11 protein-coding genes are annotated in these 13,722 nt (G+C 67.9%); 1 reads left to right on the forward strand and 10 read right to left on the reverse strand.

The window, feature by feature from the left end:
• The 7 genes from ACMUOO_RS13765 to ACMUOO_RS13795 form a co-directional block, all read right to left on the reverse strand.
• Positions 1–1,099 (reverse strand): aldehyde dehydrogenase family protein (locus ACMUOO_RS13765; RefSeq protein ID WP_413855558.1); only part of this gene is annotated, 1,099 nt, incomplete at its 3' end.
• Positions 1,100–1,112: 13 nt separating this feature from the next.
• A complete protein-coding gene (locus tag ACMUOO_RS13770; protein ID WP_301918966.1) occupies positions 1,113–1,922 on the reverse strand; it encodes an ABC transporter permease in 810 nt (269 codons plus the stop codon).
• Positions 1,912–2,847 (reverse strand): ABC transporter permease, encoded by a 936-nt coding sequence (locus ACMUOO_RS13775; RefSeq protein ID WP_301918967.1) that lies wholly within the window; start codon positions 2,845–2,847, stop codon positions 1,912–1,914. The genes ACMUOO_RS13770 and ACMUOO_RS13775 overlap by 11 nt, the downstream gene beginning before the upstream one ends.
• On the reverse strand, positions 2,844–3,863 hold the full coding sequence (locus tag ACMUOO_RS13780; RefSeq protein WP_301918968.1) for an ABC transporter ATP-binding protein: 1,020 nt from the start codon (positions 3,861–3,863) through the stop codon (positions 2,844–2,846). The genes ACMUOO_RS13775 and ACMUOO_RS13780 overlap by 4 nt, the downstream gene beginning before the upstream one ends.
• 83 nt (positions 3,864–3,946) lie before the next feature.
• Positions 3,947–5,101 (reverse strand): ABC transporter substrate-binding protein, encoded by a 1,155-nt coding sequence (locus ACMUOO_RS13785; RefSeq protein ID WP_301918969.1) that lies wholly within the window; start codon positions 5,099–5,101, stop codon positions 3,947–3,949.
• Positions 5,102–5,128: 27 nt separating this feature from the next.
• Complete coding sequence (locus ACMUOO_RS13790; RefSeq protein WP_301918970.1) at positions 5,129–5,617, reverse strand: ester cyclase; 489 nt, start codon at positions 5,615–5,617, stop codon at positions 5,129–5,131.
• Positions 5,618–5,740: 123 nt separating this feature from the next.
• Entirely contained in the window at positions 5,741–6,643 is a 903-nt protein-coding gene (locus ACMUOO_RS13795) for a LysR family transcriptional regulator (protein ID WP_301918971.1), read from the reverse strand.
• A 140-nt stretch (positions 6,644–6,783) separates the two neighbouring features.
• On the opposite strand from ACMUOO_RS13795, the gene ACMUOO_RS13800 reads away from it, so the two are divergent.
• On the forward strand, positions 6,784–8,448 hold the full coding sequence (locus tag ACMUOO_RS13800; protein ID WP_301918972.1) for a Na/Pi cotransporter family protein: 1,665 nt from the start codon (positions 6,784–6,786) through the stop codon (positions 8,446–8,448).
• A gap of 2 nt (positions 8,449–8,450) precedes the next feature.
• Here the strand turns inward: ACMUOO_RS13800 and ACMUOO_RS13805 are convergent, their stop codons facing one another.
• The 3 genes from ACMUOO_RS13805 to ACMUOO_RS13815 form a co-directional block, all read right to left on the reverse strand.
• A complete protein-coding gene (locus ACMUOO_RS13805) occupies positions 8,451–9,350 on the reverse strand; it encodes a choline/ethanolamine kinase family protein (RefSeq protein WP_301918973.1) in 900 nt (299 codons plus the stop codon).
• A complete protein-coding gene (locus ACMUOO_RS13810) occupies positions 9,347–11,755 on the reverse strand; it encodes a GcvT family protein (protein WP_301918974.1) in 2,409 nt (802 codons plus the stop codon). The genes ACMUOO_RS13805 and ACMUOO_RS13810 overlap by 4 nt, the downstream gene beginning before the upstream one ends.
• A partial coding sequence (locus ACMUOO_RS13815; RefSeq protein ID WP_413855562.1) for a GcvT family protein occupies positions 11,752–13,722 on the reverse strand: 1,971 nt, incomplete at its 5' end. The genes ACMUOO_RS13810 and ACMUOO_RS13815, both read right to left, overlap by 4 nt.

Consider the following 13,722-nt stretch of genomic DNA (forward strand, 5'->3'; position numbering starts at 1 on the left):
TCGGCCGGTAGTAGAAGCCGCCGTTGCCCATCACCTCGCCTCCGGTGGTGACAGCTATATGGCTCTGCTCGCGCGCACGCTCCACGAATGACGCCACCCGGTCGCGCTGGCGGAGCGAGATCAGGGGGCCGATCTCGTTCGTCGTGTCGTCCTCGTTGCCAAGGGCAATCGAGGAGACGGCCGCAGTCAGGTCGGCCACGAGGTTGTCGTAGACCTTCCTGCCCGCATATATCCGGCAGGCCGCCGTGCAGTCCTGACCGGCGTTGTAGTATCCGAAGGCCCTCAGCCCCTCGACGACCTCCGCGACATCGGCGTCGTCGAAGACCACGACCGGCGCCTTGCCGCCGAGTTCCAGATGCGTCCGCTTCACGGTCTTCGCCGCCGCATCCAGCATCTTCTTGCCCGTCGCCACGTCGCCGGTGAGCGAGATCATGTCCACGCCGCGATGATTGATGAGATAGTTGCCCACCGTCTCTCCCCGCCCGGGAAGAACGTTCACCACGCCCTCGGGCAGCACCTCGGCGAGAATTCTTGCAAGCTTCAGCGCCGTCAGCGGCGTCTGTTCCGAAGGCTTGAAGACCACCGTGTTGCCGCCGCCGATGGCCGGGGCGAGTTTCCACGCCATCATCATCAGGGGATAGTTCCAGGGCGCGATGGACGCGACGACCCCCACCGCATCGCGGCGGATCATCGAGGTATGGCCGGCGAGGTATTCGCCCGCGATGGACCCGTGCTGGCAGCGCACGGCACCCGCGAAGAAGCGGAAGCAATCGACGATGGCCGGGATCTCGTCGCCGCGGGCCGCGTTGATCGGCTTGCCGCAGTTCAGGGCTTCCAGCGCCGCGAAGCCGTCCGCCTCGGCCTCGATCCGGTCCGCGATGGCGAGAAGGGCCGCCGACCGCTCGGCCGGCGTCGTGCGCGACCAGCCGCCGAAAGCGGCATTCGCCGCGGCCACCGCGCGGTCAACCTGATCGGTCGACGCCTCCGCCAGGTCGAGGATCAGCTCGCCCGTGCGCGGGTTCAGCACCTTCTCGCCCTGCTCCTGTCCCGGTTCGAAGGCGCCGCCGATGAGAAGGCCGGTGTCGAATTGCATGGTCATGGGGCTCTCCCTTTCATTTGCCCCCGCCCGCGGTCTCTTCAGCCCCGCGGGTGAGGTAATAGGCTGCGAGGATCGGCAGGAAGGTCGCCACGAAGACGACGATCGCCACCACGTTGGTGACCGGCCGTTGACGCGGCCGGACGAGTTCGTTCAGCATCCAGATCGGCAGGGTGGACTGCTGTCCGGCGGTGAAGGTCGTGACGATGACCTCGTCGAAGCTGAGCGCGAAGGCGAGCATCCCGCCGGCGAGCAGCGCCGAACCGAGGTTGGGAAGGATCACGTGCCGGAAGGTCTGGAACGAGTTCGCGCCGAGATCTGCCGAGGCTTCCAGCATCGAGGCACCGAGGCGGCGGAACCGCGCCACGGCGTTGTTGTAGACGATGACGATGCAGAAGGTGGCGTGGCCGAGGACGATGGTGAAGGTGGAAAACGGGATATCGCCGATGGCGAAGGCCGACCTGAGCGACATGCCGGTGATGATGCCTGGCAGGGCGATCGGCAGCACCACGAGAAGCGAGATCGTGTCGCGCCCGAAGAAGCGCGCCCGCGCCATCGCAGCCGCGCAGAGCGTCCCGAGGACGAGCGCGAGGCCGGAGGAGAGCGCCGCCACCCGCAGCGACAGGTAGAGCGGCGGCCAGATGTCCGCGCGGTTCCAGGCGACTGCGAACCACTCCGTCGTCAGCCCCGGCGGCGGGAACTGGTAGCTGCGGTCCTCGGTCGTGAAGGCATAGAGGAAGATCAGCACGATCGGCATGTGCAGGAAGAGGAGCCCGCCGATCGCGGCGAGGGTGAGGGCGAGCGGCGGGCGCGCGTCAGAGTGCATCGAAGGCCCCCATCTTCCGCGCGATGGTCAGGTAGACCAGCATGATGGCGATTGGCACGACCGCGAAGGCGGCTGCCAGCGGGATGTTCCCGGCCGTGCCCTGCAGGCTGTAGACTGCCTGGCCGATGAAGAAGCGGCTGGAGCCGACGATCTGCGGGATGATGTAGTCGCCGAGCGTCAGCGAGAAGGTGAAGATGGAGCCGGCGATCACCCCCGGCAGGGCAAGCGGCAGGATCACGCTTCTCAGCGTCCGCCAGTTGCCCGCGCCAAGGTCGGCAGAGGCTTCGAGCATCGAGGTCGGCACCCGTTCGAGCGATGCCTGCATCGGCAGGATCATGTAGGGCAGCCAGACGTAGAGAAAGACGAGGAAGGTGCCGATGTAGCTCGTGGAAAGCGAATTCCCGCCAATCACCGGCAGCGCCAGCACCGCGTTCAGAAGATTCCCGGCGCCGATCCCCTCGGCCGCCCAGGTGACGATCCCCTCCTTGGCGAGGATCAGCTTCCAGGCATAGACCTTCACGAGGTAGCTGGACCAGAGCGGCAGCATGATCCCGAGGTAGAAGACCGCCTTCCACCGCCCCTTCGCATAGCGCGCCGCGAAATAGGCGACGGGGAAGGCCAGGACGACCGAGGCCAGCGTCACCGCCGCCGCCATCGCCACGGTGCGGACGATGATGTCGAAATTCGACGGGATCAGAAGCTCGGCATAGGTCTTCAGCGTGAAGTCGGGGACAACAAGGCCGGAGAACTGGTCGATCGAATAGAAACTCTGGACCAGAAGCGCGACTAGCGAGCCGATGTAGACGACCCCGAGCCAGAGAAGCGGCGGCAGGAGGAGGAGCGCCGTCAGGAGCTTCGGCCGCCGCCAGAAGAGGCCGGTGAGCCGGTCGCCCGGCCCCCGCGCGGGGTGGGCGGCCCCGCTCATGGCTCTTCGCCCATGAGATGCAGCGCGCCCGCGTCCCAGTCGAGCGCGACCTCGGCACCGACCCCGGGCACCGCCGCGCCTGCGGGGACCAGAACCGCGATCCCGCCGTCGTGGTGGTCCGACGGTGTCCTCGGCAGCGCCCCGGTCCGCACCTCGAGCCGGGTGCCCGCGCCGAGGTAGCGCGCGCCGGTGACGGTACCGCGGACCCTCCCACCGGGCGCCAGGCGGATCGCCTCCGGCCGAAGGCTCGCCCAGGCCCGAGGCCCGCCGAAGGCTTCGGTCACCGCAGGGGCGAGCACGTTGGAGGAGCCGACGAAATCGGCCACGAAGCGCGTCGCAGGGCGCTCGTAGATGTCTTCGGGCGTACCGACCTGCGCCACCCGACCTTCGTTGAAGACCGCAACGCGGTCCGCCATGGAGAGCGCCTCGCCCTGATCGTGAGTGACAAAGACAAACGTGATTCCAAGGCGTTGCTGCAAGGACTTCAACTCATCCTGCATCGCCTCGCGGAGCTTGAGGTCGAGGGCCCCCAAGGGCTCGTCCAGAAGCAGCACCCGCGGCTCGTTGACGAGCGCGCGGGCGAGCGCCACACGCTGCCGCTGCCCGCCAGAAAGCTGCGCGGGCCTGCGCCCGCCGAAGCCGTCGAGCTTCACCAGGGCAAGCATCTCCTCGGCGCGGGCCTCGCGGCTGCGCCGGTCCACACCCTTCACCATCAGCCCGTAGGCGACGTTTTCCCGCACACTCATGTGCGGAAAGAGCGCGTAATCCTGAAAGACGGTGTTCACGTGCCGGCGGTTGGGCGGCACCGTCCCCATGTCCTCGCCGAAGATGCGGACCGCGCCGGAGGTCGGCATCTCGAAGCCCGAGATGAGCCTGAGGCACGTCGTCTTGCCGGAACCGGACGGACCGAGCATGGCGAAGAAGGACCCCTCCGCGATGGTCAGATCGACCCGATCCACGGCTTTCACCGCTCCGAAGTGGCGCGACACGGACTGGAATTCGACGGCGGGTGTCATTGCGAAAATCCGGGAAATGTCCCCCGGCGCAGGGCCGGGGGAGTACGTGGTGGCCCCGGTTGGTCCCGGGACTGTGGTATGGGTCAGCGGCCGCCGATCACGCCGATGTAGTCGGAAACCCAGCGGTAGTAGGGCACGCAGGCACCCTCGCCCTGCGAACAGTTGGCGACGGGCGTGGTCCAGAAGCGGATTCTCTCGAAGTCGTCCATGCCGTTGGCGGTGCAGCCCTCGGCGGTCTGCATCCCCGACCCGTCGGTGCAGGCGGCCGGCACGACCGGGTTGGCGCCGAACCAGACCGAGAGATCGGATTGCAGGTTCGAGGAAAGCGTATGCTCCATCCACTTGTAGGCGCAGTTCGGGTGCGGCGCCTCTGCATGCATCATCGTCGTGTCGGCCCAGCCGGTCGCCCCCTCTTCGGGGATCGTGGAGGAGATCGGCAGCCCCTCGGACTTCAGGAGGTTCACCTGGAAGGGCCAGGACCCGGAAGCGACCACGCCCTCGTTCTTGAAGTCGTCCATCTGGATGAAGGCGTCGTGCCAGTAGCGGCTGACAAGCTCCCGCTGCTGACGCAGGAGGTCGAGCGCGGCCTTGTACTGATCCTCGTTGAGCTCGTAGGGCGAGGTGATGCCGAGTTCAGGCTTGTGCTTCATCAGGTACTGCGCGGCGTCGGCCACGTGGATCGGCCCGTCATAGGCCTGCACGCGGCCCTTGTTGGACTTGCCGTCGGGCAGCGTCTGCTCCTCGAAGACGACCGACCAGGAAGTCGGCGCCTCGGGGAAGACCTCGGTGTTGTACATCAGCACGTTCGGTCCCCACTGGTAGGGAACGCCGTAGTGGACCCCGTCCACAGTGAACCAGGGCGCGTCCTTCAGCCGATCGTCGACCTTCGACCAGGAGGGGATGAGGTCGGTGTTGATCGCCTGCACCCGCTTGCCCGCGACGAGCCTCAGCGAGGCGTCGCCGGAGGCGGTCACGAGGTCGAAGCCGCCCTCGTTCATCAGCGCCACCATCTCGTCGGAGGTGTTGGCGGTCTTGATGTTGACCTTGCAGCCTGTCGCCTCCTCGAACTTGGTCACCCAGTCGAAGGCCTTGTCGGTCTCGCCACGTTCGATGTAGCCCGGCCAGGCGACGATATCGACCTGCCCTTCGCCGTCGCCGACCGCCGTCATCTGCGCCGAGGCCGCGCCGGCCGACGCCAGCGCCAGTGCCGCGGTCGTCATCAGGAACCGTTTCGTCATCGTGTTACCTCTCCTGTCGCGGGCCGGTTACATCAGGCCCAGTTGCTTGTAGAAGCCGAGCGCGTCGTAGTAGTCGGACTGGCGGACGATCTTGCCCTCCTCGACGCGGAAGAGCGACATGCCGTGGAAGCTGAAGCTCTTGCCGGTGGCTTTGGTCCCGTCGGCCCAGTCGCCACTGTTGGTGCCGCCGAACGTCCATTCGAAGGCGACGGCGCCGTCGCTGACGATCGCTTCGCCATCGCGCGTCCAGACGGCATCCGGCGCGGCATTGAGGAAGGCGTCGATCACCTGGGTCTTTGCTGCGTCGCGCCCCTCGACCGGGGTGCCGACCGAGGCATCGTAGTACACGACCCCGTCGGCGAAAAACTCCGCGGCGGCGGCGCTGTCATGGGCGTTCCATGCCGCCAGGTAGCCGTCGACAACGGTAAGCGCATCCTGCGCCGAGGCGGCAAAGCCCCACACCACCGCGACGGGCAGCGCAACCCCGCGAAGCGCACGCGACACCGACATGCTCATCTTGCCATCCTCCCAAAAGGAAAGCGCAGCGCCCCCCGCGCCCGCGCTGCGCCGACTGTGCGACCGGGGATCATCAATCGCAATATCAAAAGATAGATATATGCCTTCGGAAAATCCGATACTTCAACGCTCCGGGACGGCCCCCTGGGCAGCCCGGATGAAGGCGCGGGCGACGGTCGAGAGCGGCGCGCCCTTGCGCCAGCAGAGCCCGACCTGCACCGAGGGAAGGTCGCCGGAAACGTCGCGGATCTCGATCCGGTCGCCTTCGAGCGACCAGGGCCGGTAAACCAGCGACGGCAGGAGCGCCACGCCCGCACCGGTGGCGACGAGGCTCCGCACCGCCTCCACCGATCGCGTGCGGAAGGCGATGTCGGGCCTGACCGACATCGCGGCCATGAGCCTGCGTGTGCTTTCCTCGATCTCGTCCACCGTGAGCAGGATCAGCGGCTCGCCGGCAAGCTGGTCGAGCGAAATCGACTCGGCATCCGTCAGGGGATGGCCGAGCGGCAGCCAGAGCCGGTAGGGCGAAACGAGGAGCGATTCAACATGCATCGCCGCCCGGTCGCGGATCGAGGAGGTCAGCATCACCGCCACGTCGAGTTCTCCGCCGATCAGAAGGTGTTGCAGGTAGTCGCCATTGTCCTCGATCGCCGAAAGCTCCACCTGCGGCCAGGCGCGGCGGAACCGCGAGAGGATGTCCGACAGCACGTAGCCCGCCACCAGCGAGGTCACACCGAGCGACAGCCGGCCCGCCATTTGGCCTGCGTCCTCCTGAAACGCCATCCGTGCGTTGGAGACATCGCCGAGGATCTGCGTCGCATGGCGCAGGAAGAGCGAGCCCTTGTGCGTGAGGTCGAGCCCGCGCGCGCGCCGATCGAACAGCGTCACGCCGAGATCGGCCTCCAGCGACTGGATCGCCTCCGTCACCGACGACTGCGAGATCGACAGCGCCCGCGCCGCGCCCGACACGCTTCCCGCCTCGGCAGCGGCGACGAAGAACTGAAGCTGGCGCAATGTGAAGGCCATGGTCCCCTCTTTGTGCTATTTGTGCGTGCCCGCGCCCATGGGTCAATTGGTGCCCTCGTCCTGCCGCAAGGGATGGGCTGGCGGATTGTAAATGTTTTGTGACAGTTTGATGACGCAACGACTCATGGCGGACCGACGACGTGCCCGAAACCTCCCCTCTCCTCTTTGTCCTCCATGTCGCGGGGGCCGCGGCACTCCTCATCTGGGCGGTTCGCCTCGTCAGGACAGGAGTCGAGCGCGGCTGGGCCGTGCCGCTCCGGCGGCTTCTGCGCCAGAGCGGCAACAACCGCTTCGCCGCGGCGCTGGCCGGGACGGCCGCTGCCGTCGGGCTGCAAAGTTCCACCGCCGTCGCAGTCCTGACGGCGAACTTCGTGGCGGCCGGGACGCTGGCCACCGCGTCGGGTCTCGCCATCCTCCTCGGCGCTGACCTCGGCTCGGCCATCGTGGTACGCATCCTTCTAACGCGCGCCGACTGGCTGGTGCCGGTGATCCTGCTCGCCGGGGTCGCGCTGTTCCTGAAGTCCCAGAGCCGCGAATGGCGCATGGCGGGGCGGGTACTGATCGGGCTCGCCCTGATCTTCGTCTCGCTGACGATGATCCGAACGGCCACCGAGCCCCTGTCGGACAGCCGCGCCGTGGCCGCGGCCATGTCCTACCTCGGCCGCGACCCCGTGACGGCCTTCGTCATCGGCGCGCTCTTTGCCTGGGGCGTCCTCTCCTCGGTCGCGGCGGTGCTCTTCTTCGTGACGCTCGCGGCACAGGGCATCCTGCCGGTGTCCGCCGCCGCCGCGCTGGTGCTCGGCGCGAATCTCGGCGGCAGCGTCACCGCCTTCATGCTGACGCCGCGAACCTCCACCGGGGCGCGGCGCGCCGTCGTTTCCAACCTTGTCCTGCGCGGGGGCGGCGCGGTGGCAACGCTCCTTGCCTTCTCTGCCTTCGCCCCGTCGCTCGACCGGCTCGGAAGCGGGCCTGCGCAACAGGTGATCAACCTCCATCTCGTCTTCAACTTCGCCGTCGTGATCCTCGCCCTGCCGCTCGTCGGGCCGATGCTTGCGCTCGCCTCGCGCTGGGTCCGCGAACCCGCCGAAACGCCGGGCCTTGCCCGGACGAGTGCCCTTGACTCCGCAGCGCTCGCCGATCCGAACCGCGCGCTCGCCTGCGCCGCGCGGGAGCTTCTTCAGATGGGCGAGGCGGTGGAGGCAATGCTGCGCTCGGTCATCGGGCTCTATGCGACCTGGAGCGACGGCGTTGCCGACGCGATCCGCGCAAAGGAAACGGAGATCGACAATATGCACATCTCCATAAAGCTTTACCTTGCAAAGCTCCAGCGCAACCTGAAGGACGAGGACGTGTCGGACCGGGCGCTGGAGCTGGCGGACATGGCGGTGAACCTTGAGACCGCGGGCAACGCCATCGCCGACACGATGCTGGGACTCGCCCAGCGGCTGGACCGGAACGGCACCGTGTTCTCTGATACCGGCTGGCGCGAAATCCGCGATTTCCATGACCGCGTGCTCGCGAACGTCCAGGCCGGGCTCAACGTGCTGATGACGCTGAACCCCGACGCAGCCCGCGCCCTCGTCGAGGAGAAGGACCGGGTGCGCGACCTCGAACAGGCGCTGCAGCGGTCGCATCTCGACCGGCTGAAGATGGGGCTGAGCGAGAGCATCGAAACCTCGAACGTCCACCAGGAAACGCTGCGGGCGCTGAAACAGGTGAACTCCGCGATCACCATGATCGCCTACCCGATCCTCGAGGAGACCGGCGATCTCCTGTCCAGCCGCCTCAACCGGGCGCGGACCTGAGATCAGCCGGCGACGGCGGCGAGGTGCCGCGCGAAGGCCGGCTCGGCCATCAACGCCTTGCAGCGCGCGAAGCGCGTCTCGGCATAGGCGCGGAAATCGTCGGCCGGATTGCCGTTCGCAAGCTGGATCAGGCCCCAGAGCGTCCAGAGCAGATCGCACATCGCCTTGTAGAGGACCACCCTGCCACGGTCGCGGGCCGAGGGCGCCCCGCCGAAATAGGCCCGCAGCATCTCTTCCTCCTGACCTTCGTCGAACTGCGCCTCGACCGACAGGTCGCCCAGATCCCACATCGGGTCGTTCATGCCGGAGTATTCCCAGTCCACGATCCACATGCGCAGGCCGGTGTCGAGGAAGTTCTCGCACAGGGGATCGCAATGGCAGGGCGCGAGCGGCAGGGGCTGCGCGGCCAGCGCCGCACGCACCGCGCCGGCCTCGGCCACGACGCCGTGGTAGCCTTCCGGCAGGGCCACGTCCTTCGTGGCGAGGATGCGCAGGTACTCGTCGATCATGGCGAAGAGCTCGAAGCGGAACGGGAAGACGGCGCCCGAGCGGTGCAGCCGGCGGAATGCCTCGGCGGCGCGCGCCGGCGCGCCCGTTCGGGTGCGGAATGCCGCCGGGTCCATCGTCACGGCGCCTTCGATGAAACGGGTCACCATGACGCCGGTCCCGGGGTCGGCATGGATCACTTCGGGGCTCACCCCCGCCCGCGCCGCCTCCCGTGCCGCGACCGCCTCGTTCGCGCGGTCGATGTATTCCTCGGTACCGGCTCCGGGGATGCGCAGGCAGAGATCGCCCACCCGGTAGACGAGGTTGGTGAGCCCGCCGAGCCGCTCCGGCTCGACCCTGTCCTTCAGCGCCGGGATTCTGGCGATCGCCGCGCGGGCACGGTCGATGTCGCTCATGCCTTCAGCCTTTCCATCTTCGCGTCGTAGAGGCAGCGCGGGCCGCGTGTCGCGGCGTAGGGCTTGCCGAAAGCCTCGATGGTGAAACCCTCCGCCCCAGCCAGTTCGACCGGCAGATAGGCGAAGCCGATGGTCCGGCCGAGGTGATGGCCGTATCCGGCGGAGGTCAGCGACGCGACGGGGCGGCCCTCGTGCAGGACCGTTTCACCCGAAAGGAACGGGGCGAAGCCCTCGACCGAGAGTGTCACCAGCCGTCGCTTCGGAGCGCCGAGGGCCGCAAGTGCGGCGCGGCCGGTGAACTCACCCTTGCCCATCGCCACCGCGAAGCCGAGGCCCGCGTCCAGCGGCGTCGTCTCCGGCGTGATGTCCGCCGACCAGTAGAGATAACCCTTCTCCAGCCGGCAGCTTTCGATGGCGCGGTAGCCGGCATCTTGGATGCCATGCGCCGCGCCGGCCGCCTTCAGCGTCTCGTAGACGTGGCCGGCATAGTCGGTCGGGACGTAAAGCTCCCAGCCAAGCTCGCCCACATAGCCCACGCGCACGGCAAGCGCGGGCGCCTGGCCGATCACGATTTCGCGCGCCGCGAGAAACGGGAAGGCCGCGTTCGTGACGTCCGCATCGGTGACGGATGCCAGCACGTCACGCGCCTTCGGCCCGCAGAGATTGAGAACCGCGTGGGCATTCGTCACGTCGCGAAGCGCGAGCCCCTCGGGCAGGTGCCGGCTGATCCAGTTGGCGTCGCGCACGCCGAAGCCCGATCCGGTGACGATCAGGAAATCCTCCGCGCCCCGGTGCAGGATGGTGAGGTCGGCCTCGATCCCGCCCTTGTCGTTCAGAAGCTGGGTGTAGATCGCCCGGCCCGGCGTCCCAGATATGTCTGCCGCCGCGATCCGGTTCAGCGCTGCCTGCGCACCCGGCCCCGAAAGCTCGAACTTCGCGAACGAGGTCTGGTCGATCAGCGCGACGCCAGTACGGATCGCCCGCACCTCGGCGGCGACAGCGTCATGCCAGCCGGGCGTGCCCTCGAAACTCGGGGTGTCGGTCGCGGCTGGGTCCGAGGTCGTGAACCAGTTCGCCCGCTCCCAGCCGAAGCGCGCGCCGAACACGGCACCCGCGCTCTTCAAGGGCTCGTAGAGAGAGGAGCGGCGCAGGCCGCGGCCGGCATGGTGTTCCTCGCCTGGCCAGTGGACCTTGTAATAGGCGGCATAGGCCTCCTGCGCCCGGGCGGAGAGCCAGGAGGCGCGGGCATGGGGGGCACCGAACCGGCGGGCGTCGAAGGGCCAGAGGTCGAGGCCGGGATCGCCGTTCACGATCCAGTTCGCCATCGCCTCGCCCGCACCGCCGGAGGCCGCGATGCCCGCGGTGAAGCCGCAGGCGAGGTAGAAGTTGTCGAGTTCCGGCGCGAGACCCATGATCGGCTCGCCGTCCGCCGAAACCGGAATCGGGCCATTGATCACGGTCCTGATGCCGATCTCGTTCAGGATCGGCAGCCGTTCGGCGGCGGGCAGGGCGAAAAGCTCCAGCCGCTCCATGTTCGCGGGAAAAAGCTCTCGGGCGAAGTCGAAGGGCGGCCACTGGTTCCAGAGTGTGCGAGTCCCCTCCTCCCACCCGCCGATGGCAAAGGAGCCACCCACGTCCGGCTTCAGATAGAAGTTGTGGTCGGGGTCGCGCAGGGTCGTCAGATCGTCCGCTATGTCGAGTCCCTTTTCGGTGACGAAGTACTGGTGCTCGACGACACCCGCGGCCACCGCCACCCCCGCCATCGCGCCGACGCGCCGCGCCCAGTAGCCCGCGGCGTTCACGACGATGTCGGCCGAAACCGTGCCGTGGTCGGTGACGACGCCCAGCGCCCGGCGGCCCTTCACGGGAATGCCGGAAACTGTCACGCCCTCCTCGATCCGGACACCAGCCCTGCGCGCGCTTGCCGCGAAGGCCATCGTGACCGCATAGGGGTCGATATATCCGTCGGTCGGGATCCAGGCGGCCCCGACGACGCCCGTCTTCTCGATATGGGGGAACATCCGCTTCGCCTCGTCGGGCGAGACGAGATGCGCCTCGAAGCCGAAGCTCTTCGCAAGCTGGACCGAGCGGCGGATCTCGCTCCATCGCGCCTCGGACGCGGCAAGGCGCAGCGAACCCACCTTCTTCCAGTCGGTCGCCATGCCGGATTCGGCCCCGAGCCGGTCGAACACCGCGACGGAGTTCTGCATCAGCCGCGTGAGCGCCCGCTTGCCGCGCAGTTGGCCGACAAGCCCTGCCGCGTGCCAGGTGGAGCCGTGCGTCACCTGCGCCTTTTCCAGGACCAGCACGTCGCGCTCGCCCTGACGCGCGAGGTGATAGGCGATGGCCGTGCCGATCGCGCCGGCGCCGATGATGACGATTCTCGCGTGACGGTCGGACTTCATGCCTTCACCTTGAGGTTTTCAGGGTCGTAGAGCGGCGCGAGCGCGAGCCGCGCCGCAAAGCGCTCGTTGGCGACGACCAGTTCGTAGCTGCCCGAGGTCAGGTAGTCGTCGCTCACTCCATCCGCGTTGCGCACATAGCCGAAACCGATGGACTTCCCGACCGTGTAGCCGTAGCCGCCCGAGGTCAGGTAACCCACGGTCTCGCCGTTCCTGAGGATCGTCTCGCGCCCGACCAGCACGGCGGCCGGATCCTCCAGCGTGAAGCCCGCGAGCCGCTTCTTCAGCGGCTGGCCTGCGACGGCTTCCAACGCCCCGCGGCCGATGAAATCGGCGTTCCGGCGCATCTTCACCGCCCAGCCGAGCCCCGCCTCGAAAGGCGTGTCGTTCGGCGTGATGTCCGAGGACCAGGCCCGATAGCCCTTCTCCAGCCGCAAGGATTCCAGCGCCCGGTAGCCCACCGGCCGGATGCCCGCGCCCGCGCCCGCCGCCATCAGTGCGTCGAAGACCCGGCCCGTGGCGGCCAGCGGCACATGCAGTTCCCAGCCGAGCTCGCCCACATAGGTCACGCGCAGCGCCCGCACCGTGGCCCCCGCGATCCCGATTTCCCGCACGTGGCCGAACGGGAAGGCCGCGTTCGACAGATCCGCCTCCGTCACCCGTGCCAGCACACCGCGCGCCAGGGGTCCCATCAGCGACAGCACCCCCCAATCCTCGGTGATGTCGCGGATCGCCACGTCCCCCGCGGGCAGATGCTCGGCGATCCAGGCGAGGTCATGGGTACGGAACCCCGTCCCCGTGACGAGGTAGAAGCGATCCTCCGCCAGCCGCGCCACCGTCAGGTCGCATTCGATCCCGCCGCGCGAGTTGAGCGCCTGGGTATAGGTCAGCCGCCCCGGCGCCTTCGTCACGTCTGCGGCAAAGACGAAATCGAGGGCGCGCGCCGCATCCGCCCCGCTCACCTCGTACTTGGCGAAGGAGGACTGGTCGAAGATGCCCACGGCCTCGCGCACATGCCTGTGCTCTTCTCCCACGGCATCAAACCAGTTCTGCCGCCCCATCGAATTGACGTCCTTCGCCTCCCTCCCCTCCGGCGCGAACCAGTTCGGCCGTTCCCAGCCGAGCTTCGATCCGAAGACGGCGCGATGCGCCTTCAGCCGGTCATAGAGCGGCGAGACGATGCGCGGCCGGCCGCTTTCGTATTCCTCATGCGGAAACCCGATGGTGTAATGCTTGCCGTATGCCTCGCAGGTGCGGTCGCGGACCCAGTCGCGGTCGCGGTGCATGCCGGAGAAGCGGCGGATGTCCACGGTCCAGAGGTCGAGCGGCGCCTCGCCCGTCATCACCCAGTCGGCCAGCACCCAGCCCGCGCCGCCCCCGGATGCGATGCCAAAGGCGTTGAAGCCGGCGCCGACATACATGTTGGCGCATTCCGGGGCGGAACCGAGGATGAAGTTCCCGTCCGGGGTGAAGCTTTCCGGCCCATTGATCATCTGCTTGACGCCCGCCTCGGCGAGCGCCGGGATGCGGGCGATCGCCTGATCCATGTGCTGCTCGAAATGATCGAAATCGTCGTCGAAAAGCCGGAACTCCCAGTCGTCGGGCACATCGCCGGTGGTCCAGGGCTGCGGGTCGGGCTCATAGCCGCCCATGACGAGGCCGCCCACTTCCTCCTTGAAGTAGGTGCGACGGTCGGGGTCGCGGATCGTCGGCGCATCGGCGGCGAGCCCCGCGATCTGCTCGGTGACGATATACTGGTGCCTGACCGGTTGCAGGGCCACGTTGATACCCGCCATCGCGCCGACCTGCCGCGCCCACTGCCCGGCACAGTTGACGACCTTTTCGCAGGCGATCTCGCCTTGCGTGGTCTTCACGCTCACGATCCGGTTGCCCGCCATGCCGAAGCCCGTCACCCGCACGCCCTCGACTATCCGCGCGCCATGCATCCGCGCGCCCTTGGCGAGGCTCTG

The sequence above is a fragment of the Albidovulum sp. genome (genome assembly GCF_041919395.1).
GTDB lineage: Bacteria > Pseudomonadota > Alphaproteobacteria > Rhodobacterales > Rhodobacteraceae > Albidovulum.